The sequence below is a fragment of the Exiguobacterium sp. s132 genome (assembly GCF_018617235.1).
Classification (GTDB): Bacteria; Bacillota; Bacilli; order Exiguobacteriales; family Exiguobacteriaceae; genus Exiguobacterium; species Exiguobacterium profundum.
Window position 1 is genome coordinate 1 of record NZ_JACSJU010000004.1, and the last position, 23453, is coordinate 23453.

19 protein-coding genes and 2 riboswitches are annotated in these 23453 nt (G+C 45.7%); of the genes, 7 read left to right on the top strand and 12 right to left on the bottom strand.

Annotation, left to right across the window (positions count from 1 at the left end):
• Positions 1–342: 342 nt before the first annotated feature.
• Positions 343–1185, top strand: a complete 843-nt coding sequence (locus KNO78_RS13450; protein ID WP_214691503.1) for a VanW family protein — start codon at positions 343–345, stop codon at positions 1183–1185.
• A gap of 26 nt (positions 1186–1211) precedes the next feature.
• Here the strand turns inward: KNO78_RS13450 and KNO78_RS13455 are convergent, their stop codons facing one another.
• The 6 genes from KNO78_RS13455 to KNO78_RS13480 all read right to left on the bottom strand — a co-directional run bounded on the left by KNO78_RS13455 (position 1212) and on the right by KNO78_RS13480 (position 9565).
• The gene (locus KNO78_RS13455; RefSeq protein WP_015880700.1) at positions 1212–2573 is read right to left on the bottom strand and encodes an NCS2 family permease; all 1362 of its coding nucleotides are present in this window, start codon (positions 2571–2573) and stop codon (positions 1212–1214) included.
• Positions 2574–2661: 88 nt separating this feature from the next.
• Positions 2662–2763, bottom strand: a riboswitch (purine riboswitch).
• Positions 2764–2897: 134 nt separating this feature from the next.
• Positions 2898–4421: a glutamine-hydrolyzing GMP synthase gene (gene guaA, locus KNO78_RS13460; RefSeq protein WP_251125342.1), complete on the bottom strand. Its 1524-nt coding sequence runs from the start codon at positions 4419–4421 to the stop codon at positions 2898–2900.
• A gap of 111 nt (positions 4422–4532) precedes the next feature.
• A riboswitch (purine riboswitch) is annotated at positions 4533–4633 on the bottom strand.
• A 41-nt stretch (positions 4634–4674) separates the two neighbouring features.
• Positions 4675–6774: a transglutaminase domain-containing protein gene (locus KNO78_RS13465; RefSeq protein WP_214691505.1), complete on the bottom strand. Its 2100-nt coding sequence runs from the start codon at positions 6772–6774 to the stop codon at positions 4675–4677.
• Positions 6771–7841 carry a DUF58 domain-containing protein gene (locus KNO78_RS13470; protein ID WP_159563475.1) on the bottom strand — a complete coding sequence of 357 codons (1071 nt, stop codon included), beginning with the start codon at positions 7839–7841 and terminating at the stop codon, positions 6771–6773. Before KNO78_RS13470 ends, KNO78_RS13465 begins: the two co-directional genes overlap by 4 nt.
• On the bottom strand, positions 7838–8788 hold the full coding sequence (locus KNO78_RS13475; protein ID WP_074034693.1) for an AAA family ATPase: 951 nt from the start codon (positions 8786–8788) through the stop codon (positions 7838–7840). The genes KNO78_RS13470 and KNO78_RS13475 overlap by 4 nt, the downstream gene beginning before the upstream one ends.
• Before the next feature lie 171 nt (positions 8789–8959).
• On the bottom strand, positions 8960–9565 hold the full coding sequence (locus tag KNO78_RS13480) for a flavin reductase family protein (RefSeq protein ID WP_196431509.1): 606 nt from the start codon (positions 9563–9565) through the stop codon (positions 8960–8962).
• A gap of 241 nt (positions 9566–9806) precedes the next feature.
• Here KNO78_RS13480 and KNO78_RS13485 point away from each other — a divergent pair, with 241 nt between their 5' ends.
• A complete protein-coding gene (locus KNO78_RS13485; protein WP_214691506.1) occupies positions 9807–11648 on the top strand; it encodes an ATP-binding protein in 1842 nt (613 codons plus the stop codon).
• Between the two features lie 198 nt (positions 11649–11846).
• Positions 11847–12164, top strand: coding sequence for a hypothetical protein (locus tag KNO78_RS13490; protein ID WP_074034697.1), 318 nt, complete (start codon positions 11847–11849; stop codon positions 12162–12164).
• 47 nt (positions 12165–12211) lie between these two features.
• On the opposite strand, the gene KNO78_RS13495 is transcribed toward KNO78_RS13490, so the two are convergent.
• Positions 12212–13477: a helix-turn-helix domain-containing protein gene (locus KNO78_RS13495; RefSeq protein WP_159563472.1), complete on the bottom strand. Its 1266-nt coding sequence runs from the start codon at positions 13475–13477 to the stop codon at positions 12212–12214.
• A 259-nt stretch (positions 13478–13736) separates the two neighbouring features.
• Between KNO78_RS13495 and KNO78_RS13500 the strand changes: the two genes are divergently transcribed.
• From KNO78_RS13500 to KNO78_RS13510, 3 genes are all read left to right on the top strand, one after another.
• Positions 13737–14414, top strand: a complete 678-nt coding sequence (locus KNO78_RS13500; RefSeq protein ID WP_074034698.1) for a hypothetical protein — start codon at positions 13737–13739, stop codon at positions 14412–14414.
• A gap of 65 nt (positions 14415–14479) precedes the next feature.
• Positions 14480–14782 (top strand): hypothetical protein, encoded by a 303-nt coding sequence (locus KNO78_RS13505; protein WP_074034700.1) that lies wholly within the window; start codon positions 14480–14482, stop codon positions 14780–14782.
• A 173-nt stretch (positions 14783–14955) separates the two neighbouring features.
• A complete protein-coding gene (locus KNO78_RS13510) occupies positions 14956–16458 on the top strand; it encodes an N-acetylmuramoyl-L-alanine amidase family protein (protein WP_214691507.1) in 1503 nt (500 codons plus the stop codon).
• 22 nt (positions 16459–16480) lie between these two features.
• Here KNO78_RS13510 and KNO78_RS13515 read toward each other — a convergent pair whose 3' ends face one another.
• Positions 16481–17002 carry a GNAT family N-acetyltransferase gene (locus KNO78_RS13515; RefSeq protein WP_214691508.1) on the bottom strand — a complete coding sequence of 174 codons (522 nt, stop codon included), beginning with the start codon at positions 17000–17002 and terminating at the stop codon, positions 16481–16483.
• A gap of 27 nt (positions 17003–17029) precedes the next feature.
• On the bottom strand, positions 17030–17776 hold the full coding sequence (locus KNO78_RS15690; protein ID WP_214691509.1) for a CPBP family intramembrane glutamic endopeptidase: 747 nt from the start codon (positions 17774–17776) through the stop codon (positions 17030–17032).
• 218 nt (positions 17777–17994) lie between these two features.
• On the opposite strand from KNO78_RS15690, the gene KNO78_RS13525 reads away from it, so the two are divergent.
• The gene (locus KNO78_RS13525; RefSeq protein ID WP_214691510.1) at positions 17995–20343 is read left to right on the top strand and encodes a bifunctional diguanylate cyclase/phosphodiesterase; all 2349 of its coding nucleotides are present in this window, start codon (positions 17995–17997) and stop codon (positions 20341–20343) included.
• Between the two features lie 37 nt (positions 20344–20380).
• Here the strand turns inward: KNO78_RS13525 and KNO78_RS13530 are convergent, their stop codons facing one another.
• Genes KNO78_RS13530 through KNO78_RS13540 form a run of 3 tightly spaced genes read right to left on the bottom strand, consistent with a single transcriptional unit; the run spans position 20381 to position 23430 of the window.
• Entirely contained in the window at positions 20381–21529 is a 1149-nt protein-coding gene (locus tag KNO78_RS13530) for a mannitol-1-phosphate 5-dehydrogenase (RefSeq protein ID WP_214691511.1), read from the bottom strand.
• Positions 21530–21961 carry a PTS mannitol transporter subunit IIA gene (locus KNO78_RS13535; RefSeq protein WP_026824364.1) on the bottom strand — a complete coding sequence of 144 codons (432 nt, stop codon included), beginning with the start codon at positions 21959–21961 and terminating at the stop codon, positions 21530–21532. It lies immediately after the preceding gene.
• A gap of 47 nt (positions 21962–22008) precedes the next feature.
• The gene (locus KNO78_RS13540) at positions 22009–23430 is read right to left on the bottom strand and encodes a PTS mannitol transporter subunit IIBC (RefSeq protein WP_196431520.1); all 1422 of its coding nucleotides are present in this window, start codon (positions 23428–23430) and stop codon (positions 22009–22011) included.
• Positions 23431–23453 lie beyond the last annotated feature (23 nt).

Consider the following 23453-nt stretch of genomic DNA (forward strand, 5'->3'; position numbering starts at 1 on the left):
GACGAAGCTTGCGCTTCATTCAAAAATTGTAAAACTTATTTTTGCCTCATCGTTCAGTTTTCAAAGTTCGTCTGCCGCTCTTGGCGACTAAATGATAATAACATTTAATTCATTTTGATGTCAACAACTTTTTCGTTTGTTCAACGTTTGTCGCTGGCAACAGAGATAACTATATCACCTGCTTTTTGATCTTGCAAGCATTATTCTAAAAAAACTTTTAAATCTTTTTCTACATCATCCAAAGTTCGAATCCCAACTCCTTAATGGAAGAAGGAAGAATAAATCACTTTAAAGAATACACTTATATCTAATAACGACTATAAACCTATAAGGAGTCAACCAATGATGCAATCCGATCTACAGCGGCCTAAGAAACGTTCACCGTTCAGAATCTGGTCTGGTACACAAATTTATACGCTTAAGCGACGAATAGAATGGATGACGGACAAACGAAAGTATGTTTCAAAACGAAACACTGAACCGATGTCATATCTGATCCATACACACCGAACTCCTTTGTATCGCCAACTCCGAGATGTCGACATGGAAGTCCAGCATAACAAGGTAACCAACCTAAAAATTGCAATCACCAAACTGAACGGCTCTATCCTGACTCCAAACGATGTCTTCTCCTATTGGAAGATGATCGGCAAGCCAACGAAACGTAAAGGATACGTCGACGGAATGATTCTCCATTACGGAAAAGTCACTTCAGGAATCGGTGGCGGACTTTGCCAACTGTCCAATCTAATCTATTGGATCACCTTACATAGCCCATTGACCGTGACCGAACGTTATCGTCACAGCTACGATGTGTTCCCAGATTACCGACGGGACCAACCTTTCGGAAGTGGCGCGACATGTTCTTATAATTATCTCGACTTACAAATCACAAACCAGACGGCACAAACGTATCAACTCCTTCTATATATAGAGGGAGATCATCTCGTCGGGGAATGGCGCTCGAACATCCCGAATAAAGAACAGTATCGTATATATGAAGAAAACCATCATTTCACCCGGGAATGGTGGGGTGGAACGATACGACATAACCAGATATTTAGAGAAGTCATTTCAATGAATGGCACACATCTTCGAAATGAGTTCATCACAGAAAATCACGCGATCACGATGTACGATCCATTCCTTCCTGAAAATACTGCATACAAAAAAGCCGACTCGTAATAACAGAGCCGGCTTTTCAAATGAACTTATGCGTGTGGCAAGAACATGAAGTATGCCAAGAAGATGACCAACATCCCGTACATGATCGGATGAATCTCTTTCGTCTTCCCTTTTGCAATCATCATGAGTGGGTAAAGGATAAACCCAAGCCCAATTCCCGTTGCGATTGATGATGTAAGTGGCATCATGATAATCGTCAAGAATGCAGGAACTGCAATCTCGATCTTTTTCCAATCGATATCAAGAAGAGCCGAAGCCATGAGCACACCAACAATAATCAGCGCAGGAGCTGTGACCGGCGCCGTAACAACTGCCAAGAGAGGCGAGAAGAACAATGCCAAACCGAAGAACAATCCTGCGAAAACAGCAGTCAATCCTGTTCGTCCACCAGCAGCGACACCTGCTGACGATTCAACGTATGAAGTCGCTGTAGATGTTCCGAAGATTGCACCTGCCACCGTCGCTGTCGAGTCAGCTAACAACGCCTTACTCGCACGTGGTACTTTATTCTCTTTCATGATCCCAGCTTGACGCGCTACCGCGACGAGCGTCCCAGCTGTATCAAAGAAGTCGATGAAGAAGAACGTCAAGATGACAACGAGCATTTGAAGCGTGAACACATCACCGAAGTTGATGAAGGCTTGACCGAATGTAGATGACATACTCGGCGGCATCGACACAACGTCTGAGATCGCTGTCGGTGTCGGCACAAGACCGAAAATCATCCCGACAATCGCCGTCAACAACATCCCGATGAAAATACCACCTTTGATGTCGCGCGCCATAAGCAAGGCGCTGACCACAAGACCGAACACCGCGAGAAGCGTCGTGCCCGTACCAAGTGAACCAAGACTAACAAGTGTTGCTTCATTCGCGACAACGATGCCTGCGTTTTTCAAACCGATGAAAGCGATGAAGAAACCAATCCCTGCAGCAACCGCCATTTTGAGAGGAGCCGGAATCGCATTAACAATCGTTTCGCGAATTCCTGATAACGTCAATACGATAAAGAAGAGACCTGATACAAGTACACCTGACAAAGCCGTTTGCCAAGAAATACCCATCCCGATGACGACGCTATATGCGAAGAACGCGTTAAGGCCCATGCCTGGCGCAATCGCAATTGGGTAGTTCGCGAGAAGTCCCATCGTCAATGAACCGACTACCGCGACAAGACCTGTCGCCACGAAGACCGCTCCAGTATCCATACCCGCTGCCCCAAGAATGTTCGGGTTAACGAAAAGAATGTACGCCATCGCGAGGAAAGTTGTAAATCCTGCGATCAGTTCCGTGCGGACACTCGTACCGAGTGCTGTGAGTTGGAAGTAACGATCGATCCGACTCGTCGTTGATGGTTGTTGCTGTTCTTGCTTGAGCTGTGTGCTCATTTGTTTTCCTCCTTGTGCTCGCCGTAAAACGAGAAAAGGCCCCCGGCAAATGACCGAGGACCCCACGCGAAACATACGAGGGCATACACCCTCATCTATGTCTCGCCGTAGTGAAATCATTTAAGGTGATTTCGTAGAGACTCTCGGGCCATATCCCCGATATTATACGGCAAAATATTTTATAATTGTTCGGTTATAATAAGAACGTTCTTATCGTATCAGCGTAAAAATAGAATGTCAACTAAATTCACGGATTTTACATCGATAAAAAACGTTAATGTTCGGTTTTAAGACAAAACAGAGGGGAATCCCCCTCTGTTCCGCTTATTCCCATTCGATTGTTGCAGGTGGCTTAGACGTGATGTCATACAGCACACGGTTAACGTGGCTGACTTCGTTTACAATCCGGACAGAGATCTTCTCAAGCACATCCCATGGAATACGTGCCCAATCAGACGTCATGCCATCAATTGAAGTGACCGCACGGACACCGACAGCATAGTCGTACGTACGCTCGTCACCCATGACTCCGACCGAGCGGATTGGTGTGAGCACCGTGAAGTATTGCCAGATGTCGCGTTCAAGACCGGCTTTCTTCACTTCGTCACGCAAGATCGCATCCGATTCACGGACAATTTCTAACTTCTCTTCCGTGATTTCACCGAGGACACGAATTCCGAGACCTGGACCTGGGAACGGTTGGCGCCAAACGATATAGTCAGGAAGACCGAGTTCTGTACCGAGTGCACGGACTTCGTCTTTAAAGAGCGTGTTGAGCGGTTCGATCAACGTGAAATTCATATCTTCCGGCAACCCACCGACATTATGGTGTGATTTGATCGTTTGCGCTGTATCTGTGCCGCTCTCGATGATGTCTGTGTAGAGCGTCCCCTGTGCGAGGAAGTCCATATCGACGAGTTTCGATGCTTCTTCATCAAATACGTAGATGAACTCGTTTCCGATAATCTTACGTTTTTGCTCAGGGTCCGAGACACCAGCCAACTTCGTCAAGAAACGTTCTTGTGCATCGATTTTGATGACTTTCATGTTGAATCCGTCTGCGAACGTCTTCATGACGCTATCCGCTTCCCCTTTACGAAGGAGACCATGGTCGACAAACATACACGTCAACTGGTCACCGATTGCGCGATGAACGAGTGCGGCCACGACAGAAGAGTCGACACCGCCCGAAAGCGCACAAAGAACTTGCTTATCGCCAACGATTTCACGGATTTTCTCCACTTCGAGGTCGATAAAGTTTTCCATCGACCATTCGCCTTTCGCACCACATACTTCATAGATGAAGTTTTTTAAGATGTCGTTTCCGTACTCCGAGTGACGAACCTCTGGATGGTATTGGACACCGTACATTTTCAACTCATCGTTTTTGATTGAAGCGACCGGGCAAGACGGGTTCGTTCCATCGACGATAAATCCTTCCGGTGCTTCCATGACGAGGTCACCGTGGCTCATCCATACTGTATGTTCGACTGGAAGACCGTTATAAATCGCTGATGCTTCCGGCGTCGAGAACAATGTCGCTTTTCCATATTCACGATGAGCGGCGCGTTCCACACGACCACCGAAGTGATGTGTCATAAGTTGCATCCCGTAGCAGATTCCGAAGATTGGAATACCTAGTTCAAAGATCTCTGGATCACAACGATATGCGCCTTCCGCGTATACGCTATTCGGTCCACCTGAGAAGATGATGCCGACTGGGTTCAATTCGCGAATCTCGTCTGCCGTCATCTTATGCGAATGCAACTCACTGTATACGCCAAGGTCACGGACACGACGTGTGATCAACTGGTTATACTGACCACCAAAATCAAGCACCAAAATCATTTCTTGTTCTACTTTCACGAAATCTCCACCTTTCTGCCTTCTCCTCAAAAAAAGGACGCGCCTCTCCCCCAGATTATCCAAACCGAAGAAGAAGCACGCCCTTTTCTTTGTATACGAAACGTGCTCCTTCATAGTCGGTCCATTTACGGTGGTCCGGTAGAGACTCTCGCGCCAATTCACGAGTATATACGAAGGAATGCCATGTTCAATTATCTAACTAATGCGTCTATCTTACTTGATGCATCCCGTCACTTCAACTCATAATTCGATGAATCATGATTTTCCAATATTCTTTATATTTTGAATTCGGCTCTTGTTCCGCATAAATAGCTTGCTCAAACAAAGCCGTCAGACGGGTCATATCATTCGTTTCATAGTAGGCGTCGACCTCTTTGGCGAGTTCCGAAGGCGTACGTCCCTCAATTTTGAATCCGTTCGCACGCAGTCGTTTCATCAAATAGCGGTGCATCGAGACGAGGCGCCCATCCGTGAGCGGACGACTCATCCACCAGACATACATGATTTGACGCTCGATGATTTTCCGGTTCCAAACGAGGACCGCCACGAGGAAGAGAATGACAACCCATCCCCACACCGGCATGTTACGTGCCTCCTCTTGAACATCACCTGTCGTCACGTCATCGATCAACAAATCTTCTTGCGGACGGTTTTGCGTATCGTTGTCCTGATTTGCTTGGGGATCATTCGCAGCCGGCGTCGTATCTTCTGTATCCGTTTCTCGTTCCATCTGCAATAAGTTGGCGTCCGAGAAACTGATTGTCGCTTCTAACGGAACCCAGCCCGCGCCTTCAATGAAATACTCGACCCACGAGTGGGCGTGACGATTTCGAATCGTATGTTCTTCCTCACCTTGAATGACCCCTCGTGTGTCACCCATCGTAAATCCTTTTACCCAACGCGTCGGTATGCCGTTCGCGCGCAGCAATACGGCAGCTGACGTCGAGAAGTTATCGCAATACCCGATTTGTGTGTCGAACAGGAACTGGTCAACATAATCCGTGTCCCCTTCCGGTTGTGCCACATTTTCGGTGTCGTATTGAAATTCTCCATTTCGGAAATAAGCTTCTACCGCTTCCGCCTTCTCGTTCGGTGTCTCACTCTCCGCCGTGATGTCAGTGGCTAAATCTCGTACACGCTCTGGCAACGATTCCGGTAGCTGTAAATAGACCTGTTGCTCTTCTTCCGTGAGCGATGTGATCTCTTCATTTAATGCCAGTTGTTCTTCAGAGAAAGCCGGGACACTATAACGAAGTTGGATCGTCCGCGGAGTCGATTGTTCCTCATTTTCAAATACAATCTTTCCGGACGGTTGCATCGTAATCGTCTCGTTCGGGAAAGCCCGTTCGATATCACCGACTCGAAATTCGGTACCGGACTCTGTTTCGATAGCTTGCGGATATTCTCCACCATAAGGAACAAACGGTTGTCGGCGCTCAAAACGTAACAGTGCCTGTTCCGGTGTCGTATCCACTTCCGAGTCCACTAACTGACCACGATTGTAGTTAGAGTCCAGGACTGGTGATTCGACCCAACCTTTCCCCGTATAAATCGCCTTGGATTCGATACGCCAATAGCGTGCCGGCACGCCGCGAGCGATGAAGACGATGCCGTCATCCTGTTCGAACGGACCACCTAGCGATTCGTCGTTCACTCCATACCCAACTCGACCCGGGCCACTCCCATCACCTTCCGTCGTCGCATTCCGAAAACTCGTAGTGATACGGTCAGACCAATCGCCTTCAAGCGTGGGTGAAGCACTTGCGAGAGCCACGACGACACTGAGGAGTAGTCCGATACTGACGAATCGGACGAGCGATTGACTCGGTCGTTTTGCCAAATCGGTGACAAATAGTAAGAGGAGCGATGTGACGATGGCATACAGGATATTGCCTTCCCCGTCATACAACGTCCACGTATCAAAATAGGCCATGATGCCGAGAGTCGACACAATCATCCCAAGGGCAAAACTATAACTTGGATACGTTCGTCCGACGAGCACAGCAAACAGTAAGCCGATCAGCGCCATGGCAGAGAAGAAAATCGCTTCATTCGGCAGTTCACCGCTCATGACACCCATCAAATCTTCCATCCATAGACCAAACCAGTCCAAAATACTGCCGTGATAGGCATACAAGACGATGAGGAAATTAAGAAGCGAGATCCCAAGAAAAGCTGCCCAAGGCAGAATACTGGCAAACATCGGCACGATGAGCAGGAAGTAAAACGGCCACGTCACATCGAACGTCGTACTTCCAACAATCGGCTCAATCCAGAACGACAACAAATAGGCGGCAAGCGCCGTATAGACGATTCGGGTTACCCATGTCTTCATACCGTCACCTCATTAACTGCCGTGTAGAGATGATAGCTACCCTGTGTCTCATGCATCAACTCTCGAATGGACGTCGTTTCAAAAGGACTGATCAAAATCAAATCTCCAGTTTGTTGAGGCAGTTTCTGCTTCACTCGTTCGACGAGACGCCCCTCAGCTTCTGGCGTTGCGGTCAACAAGTAATGACCGACTTCTGCACTCTGGTCAGGAAGATGGAACAGTCGCACCTGCTCTTCAATGACGTAGAGCTCAAACGGCAGATTTTTTCGTTCTAACTGACGAATCGCTCCAACAAGTAAGGATAGGGAACGTTCAAATGCCTCTTCATACCCGGCAGAGACGGCTGGTACGAACACGAGTGAAAGCTTCTTCTCTTGTTCCTGGTCAAACGTCTTGGTCATCAAGTTCCCTCGGCGTGCGGATGCCTTCCAATCAATCCGTCCGATTCGGTCTCCTGCCGCATACTCCCGAACCCCGCTGGTCGTATTGGCCACTTCGGTGTATGTCCGCATTTGACGATATTGCTCCCCACGACCCCCGACATGTTCGTCTCGAGGTAAATCAAACGGCAATTCAGCGGGTGACACCTCGACGACCGTCTCGAGTCGTAACGTCCGCTTCCGGTCGAACAGACCAAATACGTCACGTACATGTAGAACGGTGCGGTCAAAGACATGAATCCCACGCTTAATCGCCTCGACCTCATAATGGACGACTTCTGCTTGTCGGAAAAAACGGTCTACAGGCACGACAATCGTCTTGTCTTCATCCGTCAAACGTTGTGGCAATCGCTCCTCTAACGTGACCATCCCAATCAAGAAAGGATACTTCCGTTCAATTCGTAACTCGACATCCATTGTTTGTCCAGAAACAAGTCGCTTCGTTGTCACACGGCGCACCACATTTGCCGCTGTGACCGGATAAATCATAAAGAGTGTCCAGTAGACGGTCAACACAGCGAACGACCACCATAAGGTCGAAGCGACGATACTGCCTTCGATGCGGGCAAATGCATACAATCCGAATGCCGCCGCCCATACAACGAACAGCTTCATCCAGTTTTTCATACTTCATTGACCTCACGATCCATCGGGACAGGCAACGTATCCAGCCAATCTTGAATCAACTGATTCGGTGATTTTCCTTTATACCGTGCTTCTGCTGTCAAGAGTACGCGATGTCCGAGCACACTCGTCGCCATCGCCTTCACGTCATCCGGCAAGACGAAATCGCGATTATGGATATACGCCCACGACTGTGCCGCTTTCATCAACGCCAGTGTGGCTCGCGGACTTCCTCCTAAATACGTATGCGGATCTTTTCGAGACTCATGCACCAATCGCACAATGTACTGTTTGACCGCACTCGACACATGCACGTCTCTCACTTCACGTTGCATGAGTTCAACTTCTTGCTTCGTAATCACGCTCTGAAGCGCCTCGAGCGGCTCTTCTTTTTCAAACCGCGACAATAATGCAATCTCTTCATTGAATGTCGGATAGCCCATCTCGATTTTAAGTAAGAAGCGATCCAACTGTGCTTCCGGCAACGGATACGTCCCTTCATGCTCAATCGGGTTTTGTGTCGCCATGACGAAGAAAGGTGACGGTAACACTTTCAATTCCCCGTCCACTGTTACACTTCGCTCAGCCATCGCCTCAAGAAGAGCCGATTGCGTTTTCGGTGAGGTCCGGTTAATTTCATCCGCTAAAATGATGTTACCCATGAGCGGACCTGGTCGATATTCAAATTCCCTCGTTTTTTGGTTGTACATCGAAATCCCGGTCAAGTCGGACGGTAGCATGTCCGGTGTGAATTGGATGCGCTTAAAATCTAAGTCAATCGCTCGGCTGAACGTACGGACGAGCATTGTCTTTCCGACTCCTGGTACGTCTTCAAGCAGCACATGCCCACCTGCTAGCAAGGCAGTGAGACTTTTTGCGATGACTTCTTCTTTTCCGACAATCACGGTTTCAATAGCAGTAATAATCGATTGGACAGTTGGACGGTACATGACGGACTCCCCTTTTTCTCTGATCTAGGATGACTGAAAGTTAGAATGTTCTGACTTTATTGTGACACAAGCGAGTGTCGGAAAGAAAGAAATACCGCACCCAAATGCGCTTCCTATTTCTTTACCCAAAAAACGTGTCCGTTCTTTAGAAAAAACGGGCACGTTTATCGATTACTCTGGACGCTTCACGTCAAATAGTTCCCCAAGGGTCGCATAACTATTGCCGGCCATCCGACTGACAGGCGCAAGCCGTTTAGCATCGATGCGTCCTTGAGTATATAACTCTCGGTCAATATGGAAACGGACAATTCGCGCAATCAATAAATCGGCAGTCGTTTTTCCGTCATGTTCGATCGGCAAGTGATGATGGAGCACACATTCAAAACGGATTTTTGCTTCTTTGACCCCTGGAGTCGAAATCACATCACTCGGTTGAAGCGTAAAGTCTGTACGAGACAGCTCACTCTCATCTGCCGCAAGGTTGGCGGCCGTCTCGTTCACGTTGATGACGTTCGTTTCATCTACGACATGAATCACTAGTTCATTCGTACGGAGTGCGTTACGCGCCGTGTCTTTCATGACGCCATCTTTTCGTTGAACTGAGACGGAGACGAGCGGAGGGTTGGATGCGACTACATTAAAATAGCTAAACGGGGCGGCGTTAATCACGTCCCCATTTTGTGTTGTGACAAACGCAATCGGTCTTGGCACAATGCTGCCAATCAAAAACTTATATGTGTCTCGTTCAGTCAAGGCAGACGGTTCAATTGATAACATAGACTACACTCCTCGTTGTTTTATCTTAATATCAAGGTAATCACTTCGTTAAATAATGTCAACGCAAAGCAGGTTGACACGTGTACATTTCATGTATTTTGGGTAAATCGCATTATGTGAATCTATTTTAATGCACGTTGAATAAGCAAATTGCTTCATTTTCTCTTCCCGGTCTCATAGAATTCAGGGCAAGGAAAAGATGACCTATCGTTTTTTATGTTCAAGGAAGGAAGTAGAACGAATGATCAGCAAGTGGATTGAACAATTGAACAGTCGTCAAATACTCAGTATTTTATATAGTGTCTGTGGATTCAGTCTGGTTTTAACCTTGATTGGAGCCTGGTTCGTGCGTGATGGGAATGTCTCTACTCTCGAACTCACTGCTCTCCGATGGATTTGGATGATCGGGCTCGTCATGTTCATCAGTGCCATCTTATTAATCGGACGCCCGCTCATCAAACGGATGGCCGACCAAAACAGCAGACTGAAAGCGAAGAAAGAAAAGCTTGAGAACGTATTAAATGAATCGAAATTAAATGAAATTAATCTTCAATATCGCAACGAGTTGATTGAAGTATTGGCTTCGAAAGAATCCTTATTTGATTACTCTTCTGTTATTGAAAAGATTGTGTTGCTTACAAAATCTGAGTTCGGTGCCCTCTTACTCACTAAAGACGGAGAAATCACGTCTGTTGTACCGAAAGAGATGACCGAAGATCAACAAGAAAGTCTAAAGAAAGATTCCCTTTTGCTTAAACGAGTCATGATTTCAAAGTTACCGGCCGCCACTTCTAAGCGGGTCGTCGATGCGTTACACACGTATCCATATTATATCTATGAGACGGTCATTCCCATCATGGACCCATCGGATAATAGTCTGATCGGCTGTCTTTACTTGGCGCGTTACGACGAACAATACGATGCCAGTGAAAAATCGGAATTGAACGCATTCGCAGGTCAACTTGCCATCTCACTTCTCCGCATGCAGCTTTATCGCCAGATGCAACAGGATCGGAAAGAGACGGCGCAACTAATCAATTCTGTACGTGAGGCCATTTTATATGTGAACTATGAAGATGACACTATCGTCGGCAATCGCGCCTTCATCCGTATGTTTGATGATTTACACTTTGACTATAAGGGATACGAAGAACTCTCTGCCATTGACATCGATATCGAACAGCTGGCGGAACGGGTCGATCAACATGAACAGTTTGTCCGATACTTCGAACGCGTCTTCACGCAAGACCCGCCGGAGGATGGGCTCACGATTTCAATCGACCAAGGCGATTGCTTCATTCAACTTTATGCCGAAAGTGTCTATCGAGACCGTCGACTCCGTGGAACGATGCTCGTCTTACGTGACGTCACGGCCGAAACAGAAATCGATCGGATGAAATCCGAACTCGTCTCGACCGTCTCACATGAATTACGGACACCATTGTCCTCGATTTACGGATTTACTGAACTGATGCTGTCACGAGATTTGAAGGAAAGTCGTCGTGAACTGTATTTGAAGACAATCCACGATGAAGCGAAACGACTCTCGTATCTCGTCAACGATTTCTTGGATCTTCAAAAAATGGAGTCTGGAAAGCAAACGTTCGAGTGGGAACCGGTCGATTTATACAAGCTCATCACAGACAGTGTCGCGTTTTATCAGGAAACGACGGACCGGCATGAACTATTCATCGATGCCGATACCGAACAAGACTTTATTATCGATGCAGACTTAGAAGGGATGCGTCAATTACTTGGTAACCTATTAAGTAACGCCATCAAATATTCGCCAGATGGCGGGAATATCCTTGTATCGCTCGAACGTATAGACGAAGAGGTCGTGATGAAAGTGAGAGACCACGGTATGGGTATACCGAGTGCCTCGCTCCCTCACCTCTTCGGGAAATTTTACCGCGTCGATAATTCGGATCGTCGTAAAATCGGAGGTACCGGTCTCGGTCTCGCAATTTGTAAAGAAATTGCCAAAGCCCATGATGGTCAACTCCATGTCGAATCGGTATACGGGGAAGGAAGTACATTTATCTGTGAACTCCCAACCTCAAAAGAACACATCATGCAATAACACGGTCGATATGACCGTGTTATTTTTGACTCTTTTTTTGCCTAATTTGGAAGGAATCCTTTTACAGAATATAGAAAGGAAAGAAACCGATTCATTTTCGTAGATGTAGGTTACCCTATCCATTTATTTTTGCACGTTTTAAGTCAAAAACAAGATATACTGAATATAAAGAGATTGCTAGGATCGGAGGACTTGCCATTGGATCATCGTGACCCACCTTTTTCAGAAATTGGAGATTTTAATCAATGGGGACGTTTCGAGATTGACGTGCCTCACATGGGGGAGCAAGCGAAGTTTCAAACTGCCGCTGCTTTGATTCGGAAGCATGTGCCATTGCGGCTTGGTGGTTTTTACATTGTTGCTAGCGAAGAGGAGATTTTGCATAGTGGCTCTCATGATGCGAATCTTCAAAAACATTTGATTCATCTATTACAGCAGGTCCTTAACGGTCATATAGAAGACGAACGCCTCGTTCAAGAACAAGTGTGGACTGTGCATTATTTTACAACGCCATAGAAAAGAACTCGATTTAAGTATCATTACTTATCTCGAGTTCTTTTTGTTTACTCCCAACGTGACATCATTGAGATTGTTTTTTCATAGTATTCTGTAGCAAGTTTGTACTTTCCTGTGCTTCTTAATTCTCTAGACAACCACAATGCATACTTATGAGTGTAGTATTCATCATATGCTTCAAAATAATTAACAGCTCTTTTTAGACTTTGGATTAACTCATTTTGATCAATTTTTTTATACTTACTTACGTAAATATCAAAGTGATAGTTAAACTCTACTAAATCATCTTGATCCCCTTTTAACTCATAGCCTATTGCCAACCATTCCATAATGCCTTCAATATTATTTTTAGCGGCATTGACTTCAAGCAAAGACATTACACTATATAGTTTACTTTTTGCTCCTTCTTTAACCTTAAAACTATCAAGAAAATATTTTTGTGCTTTCTCTTGATCCCCAATTAAAAAATATATATCTCCCATATTGTTATAAAGCATTCCATAATAATCGTTCAATTTTGCCTTATCTGCCACTTTCGCTGCTTTTTCATAATGTTCTAAAGCAATTGTGTATCGTTTCCGACGTTTAAATGACAAACCAATAATCATGTGCGACTCGATAATTCGTTCCAAGCAAAAATTCTCTTGAAAATACTCGAGTGCCAACTTCACGTAATCAATAGCTTGAGAATAATCTGTAAATCGGTGATAAAGGGCGCCCATCACATATCGCATATCTGCTTTTTCCCAATCAGGAATACTTGAATCCGCAAGCTCTTTACCAACATTCTCTAACAAACTCACAGTAGTTTCTCGATCAGCCGACTGATAGAGAAACATGTAGAGGCACTGCAATAAATCGTATCGCAAACGATTGTCTTTGTTTAGTTGATCTTTAATCCAACCTACTTCAATTAAATATTGAACATTACCACCAGGTGTGAGACCAAATCGCGCTAGCGTGATTAATAAAGTAATGTACAATTCCTTCGATTGTAAGACAACAGGATTTGTTTTAAATTTTTCAATCCTCTTAAAATACTTATCTTCTTGGCGTGACAATAATGCTTCTTTCAATATATCTCGAATTTCTTTTTTAGTTTGATCTACTTTTTCACTGAAGTCATAATAAAGTGGAACCTCTAATTCTAACCTTTCAAAAATCAGTTCTAAGACTTCGTCACTAGGAGTAGTTTGATTATTTTCAATTTTACTTAAGTATGAGATTGAGCAGATTCCTCTAGCAAGCACTGACTGCTTCATATTTTTCCGCATACGTTCTACTTTTATTAAATTCCCAAAGTTATATTCCATATCAAAAAGTAGCCCCTTCGAACTAAAATGGTTGGTTTTTTTAAAAAATATTAGTCTTTTTGTCACGCATACAGGAAATTCGCCACAAAAAAGCATCTTAAAAGAGCATTTCTAGGAATGATTTTCCCAACCAAAACATCCCCCTTTATAAAAGATGACATGATAATATTGAACTAGTAAAAACAGTTTCTACAAATTTCCTAGTTAATTTTTACTAAATAACACATTTCAATTATTTATCCGGGGGTGAAAATGACAAATGGGAAAACTAAGTTTCTTACTTGCCGAAGACTACATTAAGCCTAAAATTTATTTTAAGTCAAAGCAAGTTCCAACCATGGATACAATGTACACTTCTGAAGATCATAATAATTTTTCAGGGTTAGAACACCTGACCCAATTGTTAAGTTCTCCTAGAGGTTTCATTGTAAACGCTTTTCAAATCGATTACTATCAATCATTACCTCGACTGATAGCTCGTTCATTGAATCACATTCACTCTTTCAAAAAACTTTATATTCTAGGACCTGAACTTTCCCTCTCGATTTTAAAACGAAGTACAAAAACAATTTATGAAAAACAGTTACTTGATTATGAATATATTAACGTTGAGCAGGATTCAGACTTTGTTACTAATCAATGCATGACCCTACTTGAAGAAGGACATATTTTGTATATTTTGCCCGAAACATCAGTTTGCTGGAGACCAAATTTACTCAATGAAACTGATAAGATATCACATTCTCTTTGCAGTACGTTATTGAGTCAACAAGTAAATGTTTCTATTCTAGCAACTGCTGTAAAAAGTGAATCTGAAAAAGTAGTGATCTTTCCTGCCGACACTCCAGATGCTTACTCAGGAGATTTGGAGACACGTATATATCAGCAATCTGAGACACTATACCGATTGTTCGATTCTTTGAAAGCTGACGAATGATCTATGATAATTTAGGTTTTTCTGCTTTAAAAGCATAAAATAATAATTTGATGGAGGTTTTATTAATGAAAAAAGTAACAGGAATACTATTTATCGCTACAGCAGTTTTACTTTTAGGAAGTTCTGTTAGACCTCTAGTAGATGATATGCCTCGCATTGTTAAAGTAAATGAGCCCGTCAAATTACACGTTGATGATATGCCTCGTATCGTTAAAGTGAACGAACCAATCAAACTCTTTGTTGATGATATGCCTCGCATTGTTAAAGTAGACAAGCCTGCTAAACTATTCGTTGACGACATGCCTCGCATTGTTAAAGTAGATGAACCAGTTAAACTACTTGTTGATGATATGCCTCGCATCGTTTAATCTGATTTACTCCAGACGCCTTGTGCGTCTTTTTTATTTTAAGAAAAAAGGTAAATGAATTATATATTCCCCTCCATTTTTTCCTTTTTACTTATATAATAAACAGGGACAACCTAGATGCACTCTCATACGCCGCCCTTGTCACTAGTTTAATGAATAAAGGAGTTTGAACATTGAATGAAACAAAATCATCATGGAGTTTAAAGCTGTTACTCAGCTCTTCACTTGCAATATCCGGGGCAGCAATCGTCCCGTTCCAACTGGATTCATCTGGTATTCAATCGACTGTTGTTGAAGCCGCCTCGACCTATACCACTACCGCCAACTTAAATCTTCGCTTAAGTGCAGCCACTTGGAGCCCTGTCCTGTTGACCATTCCATCTGGCTCAAGCGTCACGTATATCAGTACATACGGTTCGTGGTACAAAGTCAGTTATGGAGGCAAAACAGGATATGTCTCTTCTCAATACGTTACGGTCTCGAACACTTCTGCTTACTATAAGACAACAGACCGATTAAATATGCGTCTTACTGCCGCTTCATGGAGCGATGTCGTCACCGTGATCCCTGCCGACGCGACCGTCAAGTATGTCAGTCGCTATGGGTCATGGTACAAAGTGACGTTCAATGGAAAGACGGGCTACGTCGCTTCTGCTTATTTAACAGCTACGAGTGCTCCCGTCCCACCTTCGGACTATTATAAGACGACTGCCAATTTAAACCTTCGTCTCAGCGCCGCTTCATGGAGTTCTGTCGTCACGACGATTCCGTCGGGTGCGACGGTCAAATATGTGAGTCGCTACGGATCATGGTATAAGGTTACCTATAATGGAAAAACCGGTTACGTTTCTTCTGACTATTTAACGGCGACGACAGCTCCTGTAACCCCGTCTGCTTATTATGAAACGACCGTGAACTTGAACATGCGCCTTAGCGCGGCCTCTTGGAGCAATGTCTTAACCGTCATTCCGGCCGGGTCGGTCGTCAAGTATGTCAGTCGTTACGAGTCGTGGTATAAAGTCACATACAATGGGAAAACCGGTTATGTAGCATCCGAGTACTTGAAGCCTACGACTGTCACGACACCAACCGATACAGACGGAACTGGTAAAACGGTCGTCATCGACGCAGGACATGGCGGAAACGACCCTGGCGCTGTCTACGGATCGGTTTACGAGAAAGTAATTGCACTTGATATCGCGAAACGCCTTGCTGGCGTCTTATCGAGCACATATGACTACAACGTTAAATTGACTCGCTCAAACGATACGTACCTCTCCCTTGACCAACGTGTGTCACTCAACAAGTCTTATAAAGGGGATGTGTTCGTCAGTCTTCACGCGAACTCTTCTGTTTATAACACGGCTCATGGACATGAGGTACTCGTCCCGACGTCAGATAGCTATACGACAAACCCTTACGTTTCCGCCAGCCGTAGTCTCGGCTCAAGTATCAATAAAGAAATCGCTTCACGGATTTCCACGATTCAAAACCGTGGGGTCAAGTATCAAAATGTATACGTAGTCGGACGTAACGTGTCACCTTCTACCCTTGTCGAATACGGATTCATCAGTAATTCAAGCGACCGCTCACATTTAACGAGTACGACATATCGTCAACGAATGGCTGAAGCAACGGCATCCGGCATTCATCAATTCATGCGATCTTATTACTAAAAACAAGGAACTTAGCACTCAGCTAAGTTCCTTGTTTGATATTGACCCGCCAAATCATATGTGATGCCCCGGGACCCCAATAATGTTCGAGGATATGAGATGGCTCACCCAATCGTTTTTGCCAATAGGCTTGAGCGCTCGGGAATCCGGCATCTAAATAAAAGACGTCTTTCCCTCGATCCGAAATTTCACGCATCATTTCTTCTAACAAGTATTGTCCGACACCTCGCCGCTGCATACGAGGTGACACATAGACACTCCCTAACTCGATCGCACCACGCTCAATTTGTATGTTTCCTGAGATGATATCATTCGGAGGTAGTAACGCCCCTGCTCCCACAATGAATCCGTCTTCTTCCACAATGTACAGTTGAACGGTGTCATCATCGAAATGATCTTGAATCGTCGTGTTCAGACGTGCCACTTCTTCATCGAGCAAATCGGCATCTTCAAAACGCTCTCGTCGAATCAAGTCACTCAGACTCTCCATAAACAAGCGCTGCAAGGATTTCACGTCTGATTGTTCGAGTGCGCGAAAATTCAAGACGTCCACTTCCTTTTCTTTTTTGTCCTACTCTTTACCCTCACGCATCCGTTGCGTAACACTCGGGTATGAAGGAATCATTTCCTCGAGTGGCTCATAACTCAATTTACCGTACGTTTTCCAAATGACTAAAATCGCAGCGGTCCATAACGTGATCGTCAAATGAATAAACCCGACTGGATAACCACTTTCCGCTTCGAACCCGACCATCACGAGCATGACATTAAACATCGTATGCATGAGAAAGGCCGACCATAAATTACGCGACGAACCGTTGTATACCCAAGTGATGAGAATCGTATAAGCCATCACGGCTAATCCATATGCCCAAAACGATAGATTCGCCTGAACTGTTCCAACCATGAGGAAGAGCGGAATATGCCATAGCGTCCAGACCACTCCGAGTGACAAGCTGGCTAGAAGCGGTGGGAGTCTTGATTGCAAGGCGTCGAGCAAATAGCCGCGCCATCCATACTCTTCCTGCACCGCCCCACCGAGAAATAGCATATAGAGAAAGTATGGGACGATCCACCACGGTTCGCGAACGAGTAAGGCATCGCTTCTATCCGTCCACCAATACGCACGAGAAATAAGAACGGCACCAACAAAAGGGGAATCACATACGTCTTCCAACTCATCTGGAACTGAACGCTTTTCCGAAAAAGATGTGTCACCCCTTCCCCACCGCGAAGTCGATACATCGTAACGAACCCTGCAATGCTGGGTCCAAACGCTCCCGAAATAACGATTGCCATAATCGGTAAATCGGTCCACCAGTACAAACTTCCCCATATAAGCCATGAGTAGCCGAATGAGACCAATAAGAACAAGTGAATGTATTTATTTTTATACATAGTCAGCACCCCTTCAGCAATGTAGTACCCCTTATTTGATTGGAAGAATAGCATTTGAATCTTTTTATATGTAATTACAATTGTTCGGCATATAATAAAGTGAATCATAAATTAAAAACCCTATGAGGTATCGACACTATGGAACAGATTAGCACGCACACAACGAGTCATAATGGATTTTTGATGATGCTCGCTTTCCTCATTGCTAGCGTTTCAGCCTTGATGGCACTCGAATTAGCGAAGCGGGTCACAGGAGGTGTGACAACGTCTCATCGTACTTGGATTTTATTTGGTGGTACCACCCTAGGTCTCGGCATCTGGTCCATGCATTTTGTGGCCATGCTCGGTCATGCTTCTTTACACGAAAGCACGTACTCCATCTGGCTCATTATCGGATCGATGATTCCGGCGATTGCCGGGTGCATCCTGTCGTTCGGTTTGATTTCCCGAAAGACGACATGGATGACCTTACTGCAATCTTCCGGTTTGATGGGATTCGGAATTGTCAGCATGCATTATATCGGGATGACCGCTATACAAAGTGTTCAATTAGACTTTGATCCCTTATGGGTATTGATTTCGATTGGTATCGCTTGGGGCGCTTCCTTTCTCGCCTTATGGGTAGGTTTCTTTTCATCCTACTCTATGCAGCATTCCGCTTTTTCCGTGAAACTGATGTTCTCCCTTCTGATGGGGACAGCTATTTTCAGTATGCACCTTGCTGGAATGCGGGCAACGACCATTATCCCCGATGCTTCACCCGTCAGGCAGGTTCCGATTGATCCGACCCTACTCGCATGGTTAGTCACAAGCATCGTATTTCTCTTATTCGGGATGTACTTTATTGCGTATACGTTAGAACGACAAATCCAAAAACGTGACCTCTTCCAAACGACGATTTTAGAATCGACAACGGATGCCGTAGTGACAACGACAAGCGATGGTGAAATCCAATATCAAAATCAAGCGTTCGCTCACTTATTCGAGGGGCATGTAACAGAACCATTTTTTCAAGATTATCATCCTTTGCTGTCGGCTCAACAGCCGTTCTATCAGCCGGTACAAATTGACACGAATCATCGTACGTTAGAAGTGACGTCTTACCCACTTCAAGATGGTTCGAACAATCAAGTACTCTGGTTTATCCGAGATGTGACCGAAGCAGTCGCCTCTCAGCGTCTGATTGAACATATGGCTTTTCACGATGCATTGACGGATTTACCAAATCGGCATAAACTGGATGCCCTCTTGAAGGAATGTATCTCACAAGAACGTTCGGTCGCCTGTTTATATATCGACGTAAACCGCTGGCGTTTCCTAAGTGACATTCTCGGGCATCACGGAGCAGATGAGTTGATCATTCAAGTCGCTGACCGCCTCAAACATACGATTCACCTAGACGATGTGTTGACACGAATCGGACCATCCGAGTTTGTCATCTTACTATTTGCGCAACGAAGTTCGCTCGCTCATCAAAAGGCTGAAAAATGTATTAAGGCGCTTTCATCCAGCTTCGACGTGGATGGCACGACTCTTGAATTGACGATGAGTGCGGGAATCAGTCATTTCCCTAAGGATAGTGCTTCTTCCGAAGAACTTATTCAATTTTCTCGTCTTGCCGCTGATGAATCCAGACAGGATGGAGAGAATAATATCAAATTATTCGAAGAATCATCACGACCTCAACTCTTGCGCAATATCGAGATAGAAAAAGCACTCGTCACCGCACTAAGTAAAAACGAACTGACACTTGTCTATCAACCGAAAATCGATTTGAAGCGGAATCGATTAGAAGGCGTGGAAGCGTTACTTCGCTGGCAACATCCACAAATCGGAAAGGTTGCGCCATCTGACTTCATCCCGATTGCAGAAAACACGGGGTTAATTCATTCGATTGGTCATTGGGTCATTCGGGAAGGCTGTCGCACTTGGGTACGTTGGCAACGGACTGGGATACGTCCCTTTACATTATCCCTTAACGTCTCCCCCCTCCAATTTGCGCGCGAAGACTTTGTTGATACGCTACAATCCATTCTTTTGGAGACGGGGATGGACCCGATGTATCTCGAATTGGAAGTGACCGAGTCCTCGATGCTTTCATATGAGGCCTCGACTCGTGAAAAACTGACGCAGTTGCATCAGCTCGGGATCCTCATTTCTCTCGATGATTTTGGGACCGGCTATTCTTCTTTCAGCCAACTTCGGGAACTTCCTGTGCAAGTGCTGAAAATCGATCGGTCGTTTATCGAGAACCTGTTCACCGACCGCAATCAAGAGGCCATCGTCCGCTCGATGATTCAACTCGGTCACAACCTGGGCATGAAAGTTCTCATGGAGGGCGTGGAAACATCCGCTCAACTCGAATGGTTACTCAAGGAATCATGTGACTACGTACAAGGCTACTACTTCAGTCTTCCATTGTCTGAGACAGACGTTCCGTTTCATGTCAAAGAGACGACCACCTATCTCGAGTTCGGAAAATACTAAAAATCGCTCCTGTCCATTTGACAGGAGCGATTTTTAGTTACGACACGCGTTCTTTTTCTTCTTCACGAATCAAATGATATTGATCGAGAATCAACTGAGTCAACGTATCCCCCTCATGAAGATGAAGGTATTTTTCAATCGTTGACGAGATGCCGTGTTCTTCGATCGACAAGTTCAGCTCCGATGATTCCGAATCCTCCGGGTTGTAGTAATGAAGGGCTGCTGCAATCCCGTAAGCGAGTTCGTTTGGCTCGATGCCGTTATCCATCAATTCGCGTGCCGGCTTGACGAGACGGTCGCTCGGTCCAAGTTTACGAATCGGCGAACGCGCCACGCGCGACACTTCGTCCTTCAATTTCGGGTTTTCAAAGCGCTTGATGATTTTTTGAATGTATTGGCTATGCTCTTTCGCCTCGAATCCATATTTCTCAAGCAATAACCAACCTGTTTCATATAAAGCGCCTTGGACGACTTGACGCACACGGCGATCCTTCAATGCCTCGTCAATCGTCGCCTTCCCGAACAACGAGCCAATATAAGAGGCGATGGCGTGTCCCGTATTGACCGTGAATAATTTCCGTTCGATATACGGTCCGATTTCTTCAACCCATGTCACACCTTGAATCGGTGGTTGTTCGTTGAGCCCTTGTGTCTCGATGACCCATTCATGGAACGTCTCGACTTCCACGTAAAGTGGATCCTCATGTTGTTGTAGTGGGACGATGCGGTCGACAGCCGCGTTCGGGAAGAAGACATTCGCCTCCCCGACACCGCCACACGCCTCTACTTCTTGACGAAGAATCGCACTCCCACCAATCATGTTCTCACATGCAATGACATAAACCGGGGCGTCTTCGACTTCACGAGCACGAAGTCCTTCGCTAATCAACGGTGCCACTTTTGAGAGGAGTGACGGTCCGACAGCCGTCGTCACGAGATCTGCTTCTGCGATTAAGTCCACGACACGAGCCGGTTCTTTTAAACTGTTGACACCGCGAACACGGTCGACAATGATACGATCGACGCCGTCTTCTGCGAATCCGACCTCATAATGACGTTTTACCTCAAGCGCTTCGATGACAGTGTCATTGATGTCGACAAACGTCACCTCGTAACCGCTTTGATTGAGCAATAATCCGATAAATCCTCGTCCAATGTTCCCTGCACCAAAATGAACAGCTTTCATTTACGCCACCTCTTCCATAAAGAGCGCCAAGATTTCTTCTTTCGTTTTCGCCTGAACAAGACGCTCCACATTGCTTTCGTCCGAGCAGAGAATCGCGATTTGCGAAAGGAGCTCTAAATGTTCATCATTCACGCCTGCAATTCCGATGACGAGTTTGGCCGTTTGACCTCCGAAGTCGACACCGTCTGGTACTTGCAAGAACGAGATCCCCGTCTTCTGAACCGCTGATTTCGCTGCTTCTGTACCGTGTGGAATGGCGACGTGGTTTCCGATATAGACGTTGGCGATCGCTTGACGTTCATGCATCGCTTCTACATACTCCGGCGTCACACAGCCGGCGTCTTGTAGGACGGCTCCGGCTGCTGTGATCGCTTCCTCTGTCGTTGCGAATGTTTGGTTAAGTCGAATCATCTCTGTTTGAATGAATGGCATTTTGATTTCCTCCTAATGGCTAAACCGTATCTCTATCTGTTCTGAGTTCAAGAAATTTTGCTGCGTTCCGCTTTAATTTCTTCTACCAATTGGTCGTAGTAATCGGCGTTCAAGAAGTTCGTGACCGAACGATGAATCGCATTCGGTGCTTGCGCTTCCGCACGCTCCGTCAAATCTTCGTGTGTGATGACGAACTGGGCATCTTTCGGCAAGTTGCTGATAGACGTGTTCGTCACTTTGATTGGCAAGTTCGCTTTGTTGACCTTGTTCCGGAGAACCGATGCTCCCATGGCACTCGATCCCATTCCAGCGTCACAAGCGAAGATGATATGGTCGACTTTATCAAGACGATCTGTCACGAGAGCCGATGCGTAAGACTGTTTGCCTTTCATCGCACTCACGTTTTGTGTCGCTTCTTCGAGTGATACTTCCTCTGCTGCGCTCGATTTCAAGATGACACTAGCCACAGCGAACGTGACCGCTGCTGACAAGAGAATCCCTGCCACGAGTCCAAGATATGAACCGCGTGATGCCATCGCAAGAATGGCAAAGATACTACCTGGTGAAGCAGGTGCGACGAGACCGACATCAAAGAGTACGAACGTGAAGATCCCTGTTGCGCCCCCTGCGATCATCGCAAGGATCAAGACCGGCTTCATCAATACGTATGGGAAGTAAATCTCGTGAATCCCACCAAGGAAGTGAATGATAGCTGCACCCGGTGCCGTACGTTTCGCTGCACCTTTGGCGAAGAACATGTATGCGAGAAGTAATCCAAGACCTGGTCCTGGGTTTGCTTCAAGTAAGAAGAGAACTGATTTTCCAGCGTCTGCGACTTGATCGACACCAAGCGGACTCAAGATCCCGTGGTTGATGGCGTTGTTCAAGAAGAGAACTTTTGCTGGTTCGATGAACAGACTCGCAATCGGAAGCAATTTCGCGCCGACGATCCAGTCAACACCTGCCGCCATGACTTTATCGAGGGCACTCATGATCGGACCGAAGATTTCAAATCCTCCAAGCATGAGAAGACCACCGATGATTCCAACTGAGAAGTTGTTGACGAGCATTTCAAATCCTGCTTTAACTTTGCCTTCAAGGGCACGGTCGACTTGGCGGATGACATAACCACCGAGTGGACCCATGATCATCGCACCGAGGAACATCGGAATGTCGGTACCGACGATGACCCCCATCGTGGCGAGTGCCCCGACGACACCGCCTCGTACGTCATGAAGTAATTTACCACCAGTGAAACCGATGAGTAATGGTAAGAGATACGTGATGGTTGGACCAACGAGTTCTGCTAATTTTTCGTTTGGCCACCATCCTGTTGGAATGAAGAGTGCTGTGATAATCCCCCAGGCAATGAAGGCGCCGATGTTCGGCATGACCATCCCACTGAGGAAACTACCGAACCGTTGTACTTTGACTCGGACCCCGCCCGAGCTTGCTTGCGTATTCGCCATGTATAAAACCTCCAGTCGTTTAA

Excerpts from the sequence above, each read along its gene's own strand:
- KNO78_RS13475 (WP_074034693.1), bottom strand. The coding sequence starts at position 8,788 with ATGTACCGTCCAACTGTCCAATCGATTATTACTGCTATTGAAACCGTG.
- KNO78_RS13450 (WP_214691503.1), top strand. The coding sequence starts at position 343 with ATGATGCAATCCGATCTACAGCGGCCTAAGAAACGTTCACCGTTCAGA.
- KNO78_RS13480 (WP_196431509.1), bottom strand. The coding sequence starts at position 9,565 with ATGTTATCAATTGAACCGTCTGCCTTGACTGAACGAGACACATATAAG.
- KNO78_RS13530 (WP_214691511.1), bottom strand. The coding sequence starts at position 21,529 with ATGAAAGCTGTTCATTTTGGTGCAGGGAACATTGGACGAGGATTTATC.
- KNO78_RS13505 (WP_074034700.1), top strand. The coding sequence starts at position 14,480 with ATGAAAAAAGTAACAGGAATACTATTTATCGCTACAGCAGTTTTACTT.
- KNO78_RS13470 (WP_159563475.1), bottom strand. The coding sequence starts at position 7,841 with ATGAAAAACTGGATGAAGCTGTTCGTTGTATGGGCGGCGGCATTCGGA.
- KNO78_RS13500 (WP_074034698.1), top strand. The coding sequence starts at position 13,737 with ATGGGAAAACTAAGTTTCTTACTTGCCGAAGACTACATTAAGCCTAAA.
- KNO78_RS13495 (WP_159563472.1), bottom strand. The coding sequence starts at position 13,477 with ATGGAATATAACTTTGGGAATTTAATAAAAGTAGAACGTATGCGGAAA.
- KNO78_RS13485 (WP_214691506.1), top strand. The coding sequence starts at position 9,807 with ATGATCAGCAAGTGGATTGAACAATTGAACAGTCGTCAAATACTCAGT.
- KNO78_RS13465 (WP_214691505.1), bottom strand. The coding sequence starts at position 6,774 with ATGAAGACATGGGTAACCCGAATCGTCTATACGGCGCTTGCCGCCTAT.
- guaA (WP_251125342.1), bottom strand. The coding sequence starts at position 4,421 with ATGATTTTGGTGCTTGATTTTGGTGGTCAGTATAACCAGTTGATCACA.
- KNO78_RS13525 (WP_214691510.1), top strand. The coding sequence starts at position 17,995 with ATGGAACAGATTAGCACGCACACAACGAGTCATAATGGATTTTTGATG.
- KNO78_RS13535 (WP_026824364.1), bottom strand. The coding sequence starts at position 21,961 with ATGCCATTCATTCAAACAGAGATGATTCGACTTAACCAAACATTCGCA.
- KNO78_RS13540 (WP_196431520.1), bottom strand. The coding sequence starts at position 23,430 with ATGGCGAATACGCAAGCAAGCTCGGGCGGGGTCCGAGTCAAAGTACAA.
- KNO78_RS13455 (WP_015880700.1), bottom strand. The coding sequence starts at position 2,573 with ATGAGCACACAGCTCAAGCAAGAACAGCAACAACCATCAACGACGAGT.